Origin of the sequence: Thermotoga profunda AZM34c06 (assembly GCF_000828675.1) — a bacterium.
GTDB lineage: Bacteria > Thermotogota > Thermotogae > Thermotogales > DSM-5069 > Pseudothermotoga_B > Pseudothermotoga_B profunda.
On record NZ_AP014510.1, the window covers coordinates 1,707,013 to 1,721,348 of the forward strand.

A 14,336-nucleotide genomic window follows, 5' to 3' on the forward strand; every position below is an offset into this window, starting at 1 on the left:
ATTCACCTTCTCTGAAATTCTCCTAAGGTTCTAACAAGATCTGCTATTTCTTCCACGGCTGCCTTTATCTTTGATTCATCTTGACCTTCTGCCATGACACGTATAACTGGCTCTGTTCCCGATGCCCTTACAACGATTCTAAAACCGTTTTTTTGCAACTGTGAAACTTTTTCTTTTAAATGTGGATGATCGACGATAGCTTTGTTCTTCACCTCGACATTGACCATGTATTGTGGTAGATCATTCACTTGTTTTTCGAGTTCAGACGAATCTCTTTGGCTCAATACCATAACCCGTAGAAATTCCAAAGCCGTTATCAAACCATCTCCTGTCGTTGATCTATCTAAAAAGATTATGTGTCCAGATCTCTCACCGCCTATATTGGCATCGGATTTCAGCATTTGCTCAAGTACATATCGATCGCCAACCTTGGTTCGAATCATATCGATTTGATTTTCCTTCAAAAAAATCTCCAATCCGAAGTTGCTCATGATCGTTGCAACTACGAGATTGTTTTTCAATCTTTTTTCCCTTTTCATCGAAAGGGCAAGGATCCCCATGATTTTGTCGCCATTTATTTCTCCACCTTTTTTGCTCAAAAGTATACATCTATCTGCATCACCATCGTGTAATACCCCCAAATCAAAGCCAGAGATTTTCTGTGCCAGATATTGTGGATACAATGAACCGCAATTATCGTTTATGTTTTTCCCATCCGGCTGATTGTAGTAGCAGGTCACTTTTATACCAAGTTTCTCTAAGACCATCGGAGTAGTTCTATACGCAGCACCATTCGAAGTATCAACAACGACGGATATTCCATGAAAATCAACATCTGAGAACATATTCGAGATCGTTTCTATGTAGATTTTCTCTGCTTCTGAAAAGTCAATGATTTTTCCAGTATCATGCTTAGAAAAAGAATGATCTTTTACTTCAAGCCTTTTTTCAATCTCTATTTCTTCTTCATCGGCGAGTTTGAACCCAGACTTCATCAATTTTATGCCGTTGTAATAATATGGATTGTGTGAAGCAGAAATCACCACGCCAAACCAATTCTTCATTTTCGTTATCAGCGCTGCCGCTGGTGTTGGAAGTATCCCACCTAAATAAACCGTCGCACCGCTCTTAACAAGACCACTCGCTATAGCTTTCTCCAAAGCCAACCCAGATTCACGTGTGTCACGTACAATTAAAAATTTCCCATCTGGATGCATACTTCCTATCGTCAATCCAACTTTGTACGCAAGATCTTCAGTCAAATCTTGGTTGTATACCCCCCTTATCCCATCGGTTCCAAATAGCTCTCTCATTTTTTCACCTCCAAAAGTAGTTTCTCAATTTCCTGAGCTTTAACTATCTCACCGGTTTTTCTGTAGATATCGATCAACAACTGCAAAGCCTTATTTCTGTAAGGTGAGTTTTCAAGGTTCACAAAGGTTGATAATTCCAACTTTGCTTCTTGAAGTCTATTGGAATTGACAAGAGAAATCGAAAGATAATACAAAAGTTCATCTTTTCGAGGATCTCTCTCATCGAGTTGTTGTAAAGCCTTCTTGAAAAACTCCACAGCGGAGGCGAAATTACCCAGATTGAAATCTTTCACGGCAGCCATATAAAATTGCTGAAACCTTTGCTCTTTTATAGTGACGTTCAGATAAGACAATTCTTTTAATTTGTATTGATCAACGTATTTCGAAAATTCGTCGTATTTACCATAACAATATAGCTCATAGGCTTTGACGATCTTTTGATACCTTTCCTGAGATTGCTTTGTCCAGCGATATGCCTGAAAAGTGATCAAGAAGAGTAAAGCAAAGACACTCATCAAAACTAAGAAAAACTTATCTCGTTTCATATCACCTTCACCAACTTTTCCTTCACCTGAGCATGGAATTGATCGATTTTTTGTGGTAACAAAGCCCTCACAGTCACACGATCACTCTGCTCGATTTTCTCTATTTTCCCACCAAGTTTCCTGATTATACCAAGCAATATTCCAAGTTCTTCGTATTTGCATTCAAAAACATGTTCAAAGACTTTCTTGATCTCGACGATCTCTGTTTTCGCAAGTGCAAGTCGAGCTGCCTGCGAATAAGCGTCTATCAAACCCCTGATTCCAAGTTTTACATCGCCGAAATATCTGATAACGACACAACAGAGATTTACCAAATTATTCTCTTTCAAGACGTTCAAGATCGGAAAACCCGCCGTCCCGCTCGGTTCACCCCCATCTGAAGATAGTTCGATGAGTTCTGTTTCTATTACCCTTAAAGCCCAACAAAGATGCGTCGCGTCATTGTAAGATCTTGAAAGGGCTTTAATCCTTTCTCTTGCCTGTGATACACTGTCTATTTCAAAGACATGCGAATAGAACTTCGAACGTTGTACATTGAGCTCTGCAAAAGATTCATGCAAAATCGCTGAAAAATCTGTCACCAAATCTCCACCTCTGGCTCAAGGTGTATTCCATAGTTTTTATACACCTCTTGTTGAATGATCTTGATCAATTCTTTGACGTCACTTGCCCTTGCATTACCAAGATTCACTATGAAACCAGCGTGTTTTGTGGAAATTTGAGCATCTCCTACGCGCAATCCTTTTAAACCGATCTGTTCGATCGCTTTACCAACATAAAAATCCTTTCTTGGTCTTTTGAAAACACTTCCGGCACTTGGTAGATCGAGTGGTTGGGTTTGGATTCTTTTTCTCATGATTTGTTCCATACGATCTCTGACGGCTTGACTGTTAGATGGTTTTAATCTCAGTGCCACTCTTAGAACGACCCAATCAGTTTCCTTCAAAATACTCGATCTATAAGAAAAATTCATTTGAGATTTATCGAGCTTGATAATGTTTTTTCGATCATAAATCTCAACATATTCAACAATGTCGCATATTTCTCCATCGTATGCACCTGCATTCATATAGACAGCTCCACCTATGGTACCAGGTATACCGTAGGCAAATTCCAAGCCAGATAATCCATGGTCTGCCGCTTTCTTACACAGAGTAGATAACAATACACCAGCTTCGCTTATGATTAGATCGTTTTTTATTTGATACTTGTTCAACCCAAGGGTGTTTATGACGATATCAACACCTTCGTCTGGTGCAAGAACATTGGTGCCCTTTGCAAGAATTTTCGCGTATTGAAATCTTTCAAGTGTACAAATCAAAGCTTCTATTGACTTTGGTCTGACAAAAATTCTCGCACAACCACCAATCTTGAAACTCGTATGTTTATTTAACAATTCATCAAATCTGTATTCGCAAAGTTTTTTATCCATCATCACAGAGAATTATATCATTGTTCAGGAAACGAAACTTGTGGTCTATAGTAAAATCAAACTGTACAAAGAGGTGATTTTTTTGCAAAAAGAGGATTTCGTTGATAAAGTCAAGATCTTCGTCAAAGCCGGTGATGGTGGAAATGGTGCGGTGAGTTTTAGAAGAGAAAAATACGTTCCAAAAGGTGGGCCAGATGGTGGAGATGGCGGAGATGGTGGTTTTGTCATTTTGCGTGCAAATCCTGGCTTATCGACTTTGTTGAATTTCAAATACCAAAGAAGATTCATTGCTCAAAATGGTCAACACGGAAAGGGTAAGAAGCAATCGGGAAAAAGTGGGGAAGATCTCGTCATAGATGTTCCTGTGGGTACACTTGTAAAAGATGTAGACACTGGTGAGATATTGGCAGATCTTGATAGACCATGGATGATGGTTTGTGTTGCACGTGGCGGGAAAGGTGGGCGTGGAAATATACATTTCACTACAAGTATCTTTAGAGCACCACGCATAGCCGAAAAAGGTGATGAAGGAGAAGAGAGATGGCTTGAACTTGAATTGAAATTACTCGCAGACGCAGGACTGATTGGCTTTCCCAACGTTGGAAAATCGTCTCTGATCTCTGTAATGAGCAACGCAAGACCAAAGATCGCAGATTATCCATTCACCACTTTGATACCAAATCTCGGCGTCGTGAAAATAGACGAAAACAACGAATTTGTTTTGGCAGATATACCTGGATTGATAGAAAAAGCAAGTGAAGGCGCTGGACTTGGAAATCTCTTTCTAAGACATATCGAAAGATGCAGTGTACTCGTCCACGTAATAGATATCTCTGGCTCTGAAGGTAGAGATTTTATAAAAGATTACGAAATCATCATCCAAGAGCTTCGTAAATACAGCGAACAGCTTTCAAGAAAACCACAGATAATCGTCGCAAATAAAATTGATTTGCTCGAAAAAGAAGAACTCGAAAAACGATTGGAAATTCTTGAAAAACACACAAATCAAAAAGTTTACCCAGTTTCTGCACTTTTGAGAATAAATATAGATGTTCTGAAACAAAAAATCTATGAAACGGTTGGAAAGAGTAAGTTACTGATGCAAAAACAACCAGTCCCAGTTTTTGAAAAACCCAAGCCTATTCGAAGAAAGATCGAAGAAAAATTCGATTTTGAGATAAAGAAAACTCAAGATGGATTTGAAATCTGTGGTGAACAGATAGATAAATGGTTGAGTAGATATTCACTCGAACAAAGAGATGCGCTTGAAAGATTTCTCGATATCTTAGAGAGAAACGGACTGAGTGAAAAACTCAAGCAAATGGGGGCTCAAGATGGAGACACAGTGTGGATTGGACAACACAGTTTTGAATTCAAAGAATAGAATAGGTATCTTTGGTGGTTCTTTCAATCCACCACACGTTGGGCATCTGATCGTGTCCCAATATGTAGTGGATATCTTATCGCTTGATTTGTTGTACATCGTACCAACGTATATCCCACCACATAAACCAAATGACCTTGCACCCTTTGAACTCAGATTCGAATGGTGTAAAATAACCTTTGAAAATCCAAACGTATCGATCAGTGACTATGAAAAAACTCGTCAGGGTATCTCTTATTCTCTGTATACTGTTTTGTATTTTAGCCAACTTCACCATACGAAACCTTATTTCATAACCGGCGAAGATTCTCTGTCATATATTCAAAACTGGTACAGGTACAGAGATCTTTTGGAAAATTGTCATTTTGTAGTCTATCCAAGGTATTGTAACAAACCATACGAAGAACAAGCAAAAAATGTGCTTAAAGAACTATACGATAACATCATCTTCTTACAAGCCCCTTTGATTCAGATATCGGCAAGCGATATAAGAAAAAGAATCAAAGAAAGAAAATCAATCAAAGGCATGGTTCATCCCCAAATAGAAGAGCAGGTGATAGAATATTATTCACTTTGAGTATCCAGGTGTTGTTGGGCTCGCACCAATGGCAGGTATCACAAATAGGGCTTTCAGAAAGATTTGCACCAATTGGGGTGCACAATTTTCATTCACCGAGATGATAAGTGCAGAGAGTGTCATCAGAAACTTCAAGGTAGTTGAAAAAATGCTTCCAAAAGACGAGTCAAATGTCGCAATTCAACTCTTTGGAAATGAACCAAAAACATTGGCTCAAGCCGCAAAGCTCGTTGAATCTTATGCGGCATGGCTCGACATAAACGCTGCATGCCCTGTGAAGAAGGTGATAAAGAAAAATTCTGGTGGAGCCTTGCTCAATGATCTTGAAAGACTCGGAAAGATCATAGAATCTGTCAAATCATCTGTTCAAAAACCTGTGACTGTGAAGATAAGAATCGGTTTTGAAAAAAATATTCTGGATCAGATTATACACAGATGTATAAAAGCAGGTGCCGATGGAATAGAAGTTCATGGGAGAACCGTTGTCCAACAATACAGTGGCAAAGCTTTATGGGACTTAAAACTCTCACAGTATGGTATTCCCATTGCCGTGAGTGGAGATATCTTCGAGATCGAAGATTTTCATAAAGCACTTGAAATATCTGGTGCTCATTCAGCTCTTATAGCCCGTGGAGCTTTGAGAAAACCATGGATCTTTGCACAGATCACTCAAAAAAGAACGCCACGAATCGAAGAAATCAAAGAGATATTCACAAAACACTTGAAGATGCAAATCGAAGATGAAGGTGAAAACTCCATCTACAAAATGCGTCAATACATAGCGGGATATACCCATGGTATGAGAGGTGCAAGGGAGTTCAGAGAGAGATTTATGAAACTGAATAAACTGGAAGATATGGAAAAGTTCACAGAAGAGTTTTTTAATAGTTTTCTAATGAACGAATGTAACGATAAAGTAGTCGAATGGATTGAAGAGAGTCTTGACAGGAGGTGTTGCACATGAAAAAGCTTCTCTTGGTTGTATCGGTGTTAATTGTTAGTGTAGCCATTTTTGGTTATGTAAACCCAGACTACCAGAGCCCAGTAGTGGCAGTTGTCGAGCAGTGTGCACCTGCTGTGGTGAAGGTAGAAGCGGTCAAGTACACAACATCGCCTTACTTCGATCCATTCATGGAAGAATTTTTCAAACGTTGGTTTGGTTACAATCCATTCGGTGGGACACAACAGTCAACAAGTCTTGGATCGGGTTTCATTTTTGACAAACAAGGATATATACTGACCAATGAACATGTAGTAAGTGGATCAAAGGATATAACAGTCACATTACTCGACGGTACAACTTACAAAGCAGAGTACGTAGGTGGAGATAGCGAACTGGATATAGCCGTGTTGAAAATCAAGCCAGAGAAGGATCTTCCCGTAGTGGAATTTGGTGACTCAGATAATTTGAAGATTGGTGAATGGGCAATAGCAATAGGAAATCCACTTGGATTTCAACATACAGTAACGATTGGTGTTGTCAGTGCGACTGGAAGAAGGATTTCAAAACCAGATGGCTCAGGCTATTACACCAATCTAATTCAAACCGATGCGGCAATCAACCCCGGAAACAGTGGTGGTCCACTTTTGAACATCCACGGACAGGTTATAGGAATAAACACTGCAATCATCAACCCACAGGAAGCGGTGAACCTGGGATTTGCCATTCCAATCAACACCGTTAAAAGATTCATCGACCAACTGATAACAACCGGGAAGGCACAGAAGGCATACCTTGGTGTGAGAGTCATGACCGTTACAGAAGACCTTGTAAAGGCAATGGGTTTGAAGGTCAACCAAGGTGTATTGGTCGTTCAAGTGATGGAGAACTCTCCTGCTGAAAAGGCAAAGCTTCAAGAAAACGACGTTATCTTAAAATTTGACAATGTTTCCGTCACAAGCGATGCAGAGCTCGTGTCTTTGATCCACAGCCATGTACCTGGCGATGTTGTGACACTTTTGGTGAACAGATCTGGAAAAGAGATCACTTTGACGGTTAAACTCGGCTCTTCAATTGAAGAAGGTGTCGAGACAACACAGGCTGCTCAGGAATTTTTGGGAATAGTTGTGGATGAAATCACAGGTTCAGATAGGGAAAGCTATTCACTTCCAGCTTCACTCGATGGCGTGATAGTAAGACAGGTGAAAAACTCGGTACAAATTCAAAAAGGAGATGTGATATACCAAATCGCAGTGAATGGAAAAAACAATATCATCAAGTCTGTTAGTGACTGGAACAATGTCGTGTCAAAGATCAAACAAGGAGATTTTGTAGCGCTCTTCGTCTATCGTAAAGGAGCAAAGATGATCTACAGCTTTACATACCGCTGAGGACTCGATTTTCTGAAAATACTCGAGGGGGTGATTGAATGAAAGGTGTGAAACTTTGGCTACTTGGAATAGCAGTTGTGGTGATTTTGGCTATTGTAGGATGTGCGCCTGGATATCCAATAAAACCAAGCGTTGCTCATAACATAGTAGAAGTAACTGCAAACATTACAGATAGTGATTTAGAAGATCTTGCCGATTGGTGTGATGATAACGATTTTCTAATGCTTTGGTATGATTTTGACGATCAGCCAACTGGATTTGATGATCGAAAAACAGTTTTCGAACAAGCAGCAGCTGATAAAAATGTCTATGCAAACAATCAGTATGCGGGTAACTATGGTACAACTTCTTTAGATCAAATTGAAATTCAAATAAATAGTCTTGCAGAAAATCTAAGTGGTACATTGACTCTCTTACTCAGAGCCACAGATATACTTGGAACCACATACGATTTGATAATAAATGATCCCGAAAAGAATAAAGCTGAAATCACCACGTACGTACTTGTCGAATTTACAGAGATTGAATCTAATGTCTACAAAGTAACTAAGGTACAGGTAAGCGGCGAATGGGAGAATTTTACTGTGCCAAAGAACATTCCTGTGTCAGACCTTGCAAACAAAGGTTTTGCGTTCTTTAGAATTGACAATGATAAAGTTGTAGATGCACGGGTAATATATCCATAAGGGGGGATATGAATGAAAAAAACCTTACTGGTGGTACTTGCTCTAACGATCTCGGTATTGAGTTTTGCAGAGATGCAGTTAAAGAATGTGATCATAGTTCCAAAACCGAGTGAACTTGAAGTGAAAGTCTGGCTCAATAAACCTGAAGGTGCTGTCTACCAAGTCAACGAGTCTTTGAACATCTATTTCAAAGCGAACAAGAGTTGTTATGTTTTGATCTATGATATCAGAACCGATGGCAAGATCACGCTTTTGTTTCCAAACAAATACGATTCAAACAACTACATCGCACCCAATGTGAACTATAAGCTCCCCATATCGAATCTGTATTCGTTCAAAGTGTCTCCACCTGAAGGTAAGGAGTACATTCAAATCATCGCTTCAACAAGTTTCATCCCAATAATTCAACAACTCAAAAACCTTGGCACAACCCAATCTTTCCCAATTTTGTCTGAAGACGCAGAGAATTACGTGCAAAAACAGATTATTCCATATCTATCTGGTGAATGGGCAAGCGATATCACCTACTTCTATGTCGGTAGAGGTGCGAGGACCGGTATCGCTCAACTTGAATCCAATCCAACAGGTGCCTATGTGTATGTAGATGGAAAGTACATTGGAAGAACTCCTGCACGGGTTGAACTCGATGAAGGCCAACATTTTGCAACCTTCTATTGGCAGAATGAAGTGGATACAGAGACCTTCTTCATCACAGCGGGACAAACCGTTGTTGTAACAGGCAACTTCGTCAGAAAGTCGATGCTCGATATAAGAACAAATCCATCGAGTGCACAGATCTTTCTGGATGGTAATTACGTAGGTGTCAGTCCAATTCAGGTAGAAGTACAACCAGGCCAGCACACCGTTTTAGCGACAAAGGCCGGGTATGCACCCGCTCAACAGAGTTTTACAATCTCACCGGGTGAAACCAGGACAATTACATTAAATCTCAATCCTGAACAAGCGACTTTGAATATCTTCACAGTTCCAAGTGGTGCTTCTATATACGTGAACAACCAGTACAGAGGAATAGCACCATCGTCTGGATTGAGTCTCAATGTTGCTCCTGGTACATACACCATCACGGCAAGGCTGACAAATTATCAAGATGCATCTTTTACAGTTACAGTCGATCCAGGTGAAGTGAGAAGAATAGACCTAACACTCATTCCAATAGTGAGAAAGGGTACATTGAATATTTTCACAAATCCCACTGGTGCCACGATATATGTAGACGGTAATTACGTGGGAGTATCACGCACCGGTGGATTGAGTGTACAGGTCGATCCAGGCGTCCACACGATCATAGCACAGCTTGCAGATTATCAAGAATCGAGTATCAGTGTGAATATCTCATCTGGAGAAACAAGAAGAGTTGACATAACACTCATACCTGTAGTCAAAAAAGGTGTCGTCAGGGTATACACCAACCCTGTAGGAGCCACAGTTTATGTCAATGGCAATTCTTGGGGTCAAGCTCCTTCGGGAGGAATGAGTATAGAACTCGATGCAAATGTCTTATACAGAATCTCGGCATCTATGCCAGATTATGAAGATGCCACAGTGGATGTTCAAGTAGCACCAAACGAGACAAAAACCATTACCTTGACACTTCAGCCAATACAGAAGACAGGAACGGTGAGCATCAACACGTCGCCAAGTAACGCGCTTGTCTACGTCAATGGTTATCTAAAAGGTGTCACACCGCTCAAGATCGACCTTGATTATGGAACATATCAATTGGTATTGATCAAAGGTGGCTATTACGCGGAATTAATAACTTTGAAAGTAGACAGGAAGAACGTGTCTGTCAACACCACGTTGAAGCCTATTCAATAATTAAAGGGGGCTTTTGCCCCCTTTATTCTTTTACATCGACAATTGAAGCAGAAGGGATACCCTCGAGAAATTTTCTTTCAAATTCCTGCCTTTTGAGATTTCTGACTTTGACTACGACGTTGTATTCTTCTTCTGATTTTTCATAAGTGGTAACAGAGATCAAATCTCCACCACATTGATACATCAGATACAGTATCTTTGATAAAATACCTGGGACATTTTGTATGCGAAAGACATACCTTGTACCTTCTTCTCTTGCACCCAGCATATTTATAAAGACTTTGAAGATATCGGATTCGGTGATTATGCCAATTAATCTTTCTTCTTCAAGGACTATGAGTGAACCTATTTTCTTGTCTGACATGATCTTTGCTGCATCTTCTATAGGTGTGTTCGGATGAACATGAACGACGTCCTTTCTCATAATTTGTTTTATCTTCAATTTGCTCAAAAGGCTTGTGAGCTCCCAGACATCAAGAGTGGTTGCTTGAGAAGGTGAAGCAGAGAGTAAATCTTTTTCTGTGATGATTCCAACAACCTTTTCATTTTTAACCACAGGTAATCTCCTTATGCCTTTTTTCCTTATGATATCCATCGCTTCGGAAAAGGTTGTCTCTGGCGAGACGGTTATCACTTCTTTGGTCATAACATCCTTGACAAACACATAAACACCCCCTGACAATTATCTTACTACATCTGTGAATCATCTGCTTCATTATCACAGCAAGAGACACAATCTAAATAAAAAAAGGACCCACAAGGGGTCCTTATTATGCTTGATCAACTTTTTAGAAGAGCATTCCAAGTAACCCGATCACGGCACCTGCCGCACCAACTATGATACCTATCAGAGCCATGTTGTATACTTCGTCGATTTTCTTTGAGAATTGAACTGTGGCAGCCTCTATGTCCGTCTTCCATGGTTTGCCATCTACGGTCTTTTTAACTGCTGCTATATCCTGTTCATTTTGAGACACCTTTTGGTTCAAAGAGACGACTTGTCCGGCAAGTGTACCAACATTTCCTTCAAGAACTGAAACTTTTTTCGCAGCCTGTGTTGCATCTGCCATATCTTTCTTGAGTTTTTCGACATCTGTTGCAAGAGAAGCAACCTGACCTTCGACCAATGAGAGTCTTGCATCCAGTTGGTTTGAAGTTGTGGTGAGTGCTTTTTTCAAAGAATCGACATCAGTGGCAAGTTTTGATTCAAGTGTGGCTACTCTTGCCTCAAGGTCTGCAAAGCTTTTTCTGAGTGTGAGAAGTGTTTGTATATTGCTTTCAACTGCGTCAACTCTCTTACTCAAGGTAGTGACATCTACTTTAACCTGGTCTACAGATTTTGATATCGCATCGACCTTTGCAGATAATGAATCAACCTTACTTGAAACAGATGAAATATTCGCGTTGATAGCGTCTATATTACCCTTGAGTTGTGAAAGGATCTGTGAAGAAATCTGAGCTTGAAGATCTGATACAGTTTTTTCAACAGCTGAGACCTTTGCAGAAAGTTGGTTGTACATGGTCATCATTTTGTTCTCCGATGCGGCAATCATTGTCGGCATATCCTTTTTTACCTGGGCGATGTCCACAATCGTTGATTTTAAGTTTGAAATCTCTGCAAGTACTGTTTGCAAGGTTTGATCACTTGCGGAGATTTGCTCGCTGTTCCTTTGAACTCTTGTCAAAGTTGTGCTGATCAAATCTTCAACTGTAGAAAGTCTTTTGATCACGTTCTGTAAATCACCTGAAGCCATACCCTTCTCAATTTGCTGAGTCAGATAATCCATGAGTTTTTTCATTGCGACTGCAACTTGGTAGCGCGTCATTGGGTTGTTACCTTGAAAAGTACCATCAGGCATTCCTGAAACTATCCCCAATTTAGAAAGTGTCGTCACGGCTTCATAAGCCCAGTGATTGACTGGAACATCTGAAAAACTCTGCGCATAAACAAAGGCAGCAACAGTTAATACAACTACCAGAAGAACTTTCTTCATGAATTCCACCTCCATCTGACGTTTTCTTTTACTATATTACCATAGCAACTAATCATTAGACATTCAAGAATGTGCAGTTGTTTAAAAAACGAAGATGTGATATAATGTAGACAAATACAGTCTGAATTTGGAGGTTTTCTATGGCAATTTCACTAACCCAAGTCGATATTCTCACAGCCTTTTTACATGGCATTATATCTTTTTTCAGCCCATGTGCGATACCTTTGATTCCTTCATTCATAGCGCTGTTAATCTCAGAAAAAAATATCAAATCCCTTTGGAGGATTCTTGGATTTTTCATCGGACTTTCAGCTACCTTTTCAATCTTGGGAGCTTTGTCAGGCTCGATTGGCGTTCTAATTGATAGACTAACAATGAGATACATAGCTGGTTCTTTAATTCTATTGATGGCAATTCTTTTTTTGTTCCAGATTCAGATCTTCAAAGTCAGATCTTTTAACTTTTATCGTTTCAAGTCAGGTGGTCTTTTTTCAGGAATAATCATAGGCATTGGTATAGGTCTTGTGTGGATTCCGTGCGCGAGTCCTGTTCTCGCATCGATATTGGTAATTGCTTCCACGAAAGGAAATGTTTTGAAAGGCTTGTTGATGCTTTTTGTGTATTCTCTGGGAATATCTATACCGTTTTTGTCGATCGGTGGAATTGTCTCGAGAATCTTCACACGAGTGAGTTTCAAAAAACCGGTATTTGAAAAGGTGCTCAAGTACATCTCGGCTGTCTTACTCTTTGCCATAGGCATACTGGTCTTCACGGGAAGACTCTTTGGATAGAGAGGTGATTGAATGAAAAAATCCATGATTTTCACGATCTTGATTTTCAGTACCTTGATCATGGCTCAATCGATTCTTTTTACCGATCTTGAGATCGCAGTGAATTTGGCAAGGATAGAACAAAAGAAACTCGCAATAGTTTTTACCACACAAACTTGTCCTTACTGTGCAAAGTTGAAAAATGAAACACTGACTGACAAAACTGTGAAAGAGTTAGTACTTGCCAATTACATCTTCGCTGAGGCTTTGTTTGATTACAACAAGAAAACAGCGGCATTTGGCAAACCGATGAGTTATCCCGAACTCTTCTCTGCCTTCCAGGTGAACAGTGTACCTGTCACGTGGTTTTTCACAAGCGAAGCTACGCCATTGGTCTATCTACCGGGTTATGCTCCTGCACAGACCTTTGCACAAGTTCTCAAGTATGTGTATCAGGAATTGACTGAAGATTTCCAACAATACATGAAAAGAAAAGACGATTTTCAAGGAGAGAGAAAAATCATTCCAGTGAATGAAGAGCAAGCCAAATACGTCCTGAAAAACGATCCATATTCAATACAAATAGATAAATTGCCACAGAAAATCGATCCATACAAGGTGTATGTTGTGCAAGAAGAGACCTTGGCTCAACAGCTCTCAAATGCAGGTGTATTCAGAGTACTCCTCGTCGAACAAGATTAGTCAGTTTGAGCCTTTTGTTGTCTCTTTCTTTTTGAGAAATTAAAATAGATTCCCAGGGCAAACACAACCAACGAAAGTACTAATAAAGCCACAAGACCCACCGTGCTCGAAAAGAGTGCGGTGGTCTTTTCTTGATCTTTTGACAGGAAAAAATAAATCCATCCAATAGCCTCAATTGAAAGAATCACAGATGCAGCTAAAAGGCTGAGTATCGCTATAACTGAAGAACTCTTTCTCACGGCAAGAAGTCCAGTAATGATTCCGAAGACTGCACAGATTCCAAGCATTATTACAAACCAATTTTGTTGAATGAACTGATTTGTCTTTGACAAAACATCGAATCTCTTTATCAAAAAGTCTAAAAGATAATAGACCACGCCACCACCCACAAAGAAACCAACTAAGAAGACAAAAACCTTGAAAAGTACATACAACGCTATTGCACATATTATTCCAAGAACAAAGAAAGCCACATATTGGGTCAATTCCGATCCAGTTACCCATTCGCGAAATTTTTCGAATCTGTCGTAGAGCATGGGATAAACCACAAATCCTCCCAAGAGAAAACCGAACAGGCTTACAGAAATCTTTTCCACAAACCTTGCCGCAAAGATCAAAAACACACAGATTGGTATAACTACGTACCAACTTTGCATCAAAAGCCATAGGTATTGATTTGCATTTTCCACCAATTGCTCAAAGGATAGCAAAATAACTCACCCCCATAGTATAATAACACTTGTCATGATAACAAGGAGGTCTT

Annotated in this window: 15 protein-coding genes; 8 read left to right on the forward strand and 7 right to left on the reverse strand. The window is 39.8% G+C overall.

Annotated features, from left to right (window positions below; genetic code table 11):
• Positions 1 to 2: 2 nt before the first annotated feature.
• From TSP02S_RS08340 to murB, 4 genes are read right to left on the reverse strand one after another with little or no spacing between them, the layout of a single operon-like run.
• Positions 3 to 1,313: a phosphoglucosamine mutase gene (locus TSP02S_RS08340; RefSeq protein WP_041083380.1), complete on the reverse strand. Its 1,311-nt coding sequence runs from the start codon at positions 1,311 to 1,313 to the stop codon at positions 3 to 5.
• On the reverse strand, positions 1,310 to 1,858 hold the full coding sequence (locus TSP02S_RS10780) for a tetratricopeptide repeat protein (protein ID WP_052465397.1): 549 nt from the start codon (positions 1,856 to 1,858) through the stop codon (positions 1,310 to 1,312). The genes TSP02S_RS08340 and TSP02S_RS10780 overlap by 4 nt, the downstream gene beginning before the upstream one ends.
• Positions 1,855 to 2,439, reverse strand: coding sequence for an IMPACT family protein (locus TSP02S_RS08350; RefSeq protein WP_232503687.1), 585 nt, complete (start codon positions 2,437 to 2,439; stop codon positions 1,855 to 1,857). The genes TSP02S_RS10780 and TSP02S_RS08350 overlap by 4 nt, the downstream gene beginning before the upstream one ends.
• Positions 2,436 to 3,290 carry a UDP-N-acetylmuramate dehydrogenase gene (gene murB / locus TSP02S_RS08355; RefSeq protein ID WP_041084302.1) on the reverse strand — a complete coding sequence of 285 codons (855 nt, stop codon included), beginning with the start codon at positions 3,288 to 3,290 and terminating at the stop codon, positions 2,436 to 2,438. Before murB ends, TSP02S_RS08350 begins: the two co-directional genes overlap by 4 nt.
• A gap of 76 nt (positions 3,291 to 3,366) precedes the next feature.
• Between murB and obgE the strand changes: the two genes are divergently transcribed.
• From obgE to TSP02S_RS08385, 6 genes are read left to right on the forward strand one after another with little or no spacing between them, the layout of a single operon-like run.
• A complete protein-coding gene (obgE, locus tag TSP02S_RS08360; RefSeq protein ID WP_041084304.1) occupies positions 3,367 to 4,674 on the forward strand; it encodes a GTPase ObgE in 1,308 nt (435 codons plus the stop codon).
• The gene (gene nadD, locus TSP02S_RS08365) at positions 4,658 to 5,251 is read left to right on the forward strand and encodes a nicotinate (nicotinamide) nucleotide adenylyltransferase (protein WP_052465500.1); all 594 of its coding nucleotides are present in this window, start codon (positions 4,658 to 4,660) and stop codon (positions 5,249 to 5,251) included. The genes obgE and nadD overlap by 17 nt, the downstream gene beginning before the upstream one ends.
• Before the next feature lie 28 nt (positions 5,252 to 5,279).
• Positions 5,280 to 6,215 carry a tRNA dihydrouridine synthase gene (locus TSP02S_RS08370; RefSeq protein ID WP_041083383.1) on the forward strand — a complete coding sequence of 312 codons (936 nt, stop codon included), beginning with the start codon at positions 5,280 to 5,282 and terminating at the stop codon, positions 6,213 to 6,215.
• Entirely contained in the window at positions 6,212 to 7,582 is a 1,371-nt protein-coding gene (locus tag TSP02S_RS08375; protein WP_041083384.1) for a Do family serine endopeptidase, read from the forward strand. The genes TSP02S_RS08370 and TSP02S_RS08375 overlap by 4 nt, the downstream gene beginning before the upstream one ends.
• Before the next feature lie 38 nt (positions 7,583 to 7,620).
• Entirely contained in the window at positions 7,621 to 8,268 is a 648-nt protein-coding gene (locus TSP02S_RS08380) for a hypothetical protein (RefSeq protein ID WP_041083386.1), read from the forward strand.
• Positions 8,269 to 8,280: 12 nt separating this feature from the next.
• Positions 8,281 to 10,107 carry a PEGA domain-containing protein gene (locus TSP02S_RS08385; protein WP_052465398.1) on the forward strand — a complete coding sequence of 609 codons (1,827 nt, stop codon included), beginning with the start codon at positions 8,281 to 8,283 and terminating at the stop codon, positions 10,105 to 10,107.
• 22 nt (positions 10,108 to 10,129) lie between these two features.
• On the opposite strand, the gene TSP02S_RS08390 is transcribed toward TSP02S_RS08385, so the two are convergent.
• Together TSP02S_RS08390 and TSP02S_RS08395 are read right to left on the reverse strand one after the other, a co-directional pair.
• On the reverse strand, positions 10,130 to 10,771 hold the full coding sequence (locus tag TSP02S_RS08390) for a CBS domain-containing protein (protein ID WP_041083388.1): 642 nt from the start codon (positions 10,769 to 10,771) through the stop codon (positions 10,130 to 10,132).
• A 124-nt stretch (positions 10,772 to 10,895) separates the two neighbouring features.
• Complete coding sequence (locus TSP02S_RS08395; RefSeq protein WP_041083390.1) at positions 10,896 to 12,101, reverse strand: S-layer homology domain-containing protein; 1,206 nt, start codon at positions 12,099 to 12,101, stop codon at positions 10,896 to 10,898.
• Between the two features lie 140 nt (positions 12,102 to 12,241).
• Between TSP02S_RS08395 and TSP02S_RS08400 the strand changes: the two genes are divergently transcribed.
• Both TSP02S_RS08400 and TSP02S_RS08405 read left to right on the forward strand, forming a co-directional pair.
• Positions 12,242 to 12,892, forward strand: coding sequence for a cytochrome c biogenesis CcdA family protein (locus TSP02S_RS08400; RefSeq protein WP_041083392.1), 651 nt, complete (start codon positions 12,242 to 12,244; stop codon positions 12,890 to 12,892).
• A gap of 12 nt (positions 12,893 to 12,904) precedes the next feature.
• Complete coding sequence (locus tag TSP02S_RS08405; RefSeq protein WP_041083394.1) at positions 12,905 to 13,573, forward strand: thioredoxin family protein; 669 nt, start codon at positions 12,905 to 12,907, stop codon at positions 13,571 to 13,573.
• Here TSP02S_RS08405 and TSP02S_RS08410 read toward each other — a convergent pair.
• Entirely contained in the window at positions 13,570 to 14,283 is a 714-nt protein-coding gene (locus TSP02S_RS08410) for a hypothetical protein (protein ID WP_041083396.1), read from the reverse strand. The genes TSP02S_RS08405 and TSP02S_RS08410 overlap by 4 nt on opposite strands.
• Between the last annotated feature and the right edge of the window lie 53 nt (positions 14,284 to 14,336).

What these genes read in the sequence shown, in the direction of transcription:
- TSP02S_RS08340 (WP_041083380.1), bottom strand. Translation starts at nt 1,313, where the DNA reads ATGAGAGAGCTATTTGGAACCGATGGGATAAGGGGGGTATACAACCAA.
- TSP02S_RS10780 (WP_052465397.1), bottom strand. Translation starts at nt 1,858, where the DNA reads ATGAAACGAGATAAGTTTTTCTTAGTTTTGATGAGTGTCTTTGCTTTA.
- murB (WP_041084302.1), bottom strand. Translation starts at nt 3,290, where the DNA reads ATGGATAAAAAACTTTGCGAATACAGATTTGATGAATTGTTAAATAAA.
- TSP02S_RS08370 (WP_041083383.1), top strand. Translation starts at nt 5,280, where the DNA reads ATGGCAGGTATCACAAATAGGGCTTTCAGAAAGATTTGCACCAATTGG.
- TSP02S_RS08375 (WP_041083384.1), top strand. Translation starts at nt 6,212, where the DNA reads ATGAAAAAGCTTCTCTTGGTTGTATCGGTGTTAATTGTTAGTGTAGCC.
- TSP02S_RS08380 (WP_041083386.1), top strand. Translation starts at nt 7,621, where the DNA reads ATGAAAGGTGTGAAACTTTGGCTACTTGGAATAGCAGTTGTGGTGATT.
- TSP02S_RS08385 (WP_052465398.1), top strand. Translation starts at nt 8,281, where the DNA reads ATGAAAAAAACCTTACTGGTGGTACTTGCTCTAACGATCTCGGTATTG.
- TSP02S_RS08395 (WP_041083390.1), bottom strand. Translation starts at nt 12,101, where the DNA reads ATGAAGAAAGTTCTTCTGGTAGTTGTATTAACTGTTGCTGCCTTTGTT.
- TSP02S_RS08400 (WP_041083392.1), top strand. Translation starts at nt 12,242, where the DNA reads ATGGCAATTTCACTAACCCAAGTCGATATTCTCACAGCCTTTTTACAT.
- TSP02S_RS08405 (WP_041083394.1), top strand. Translation starts at nt 12,905, where the DNA reads ATGAAAAAATCCATGATTTTCACGATCTTGATTTTCAGTACCTTGATC.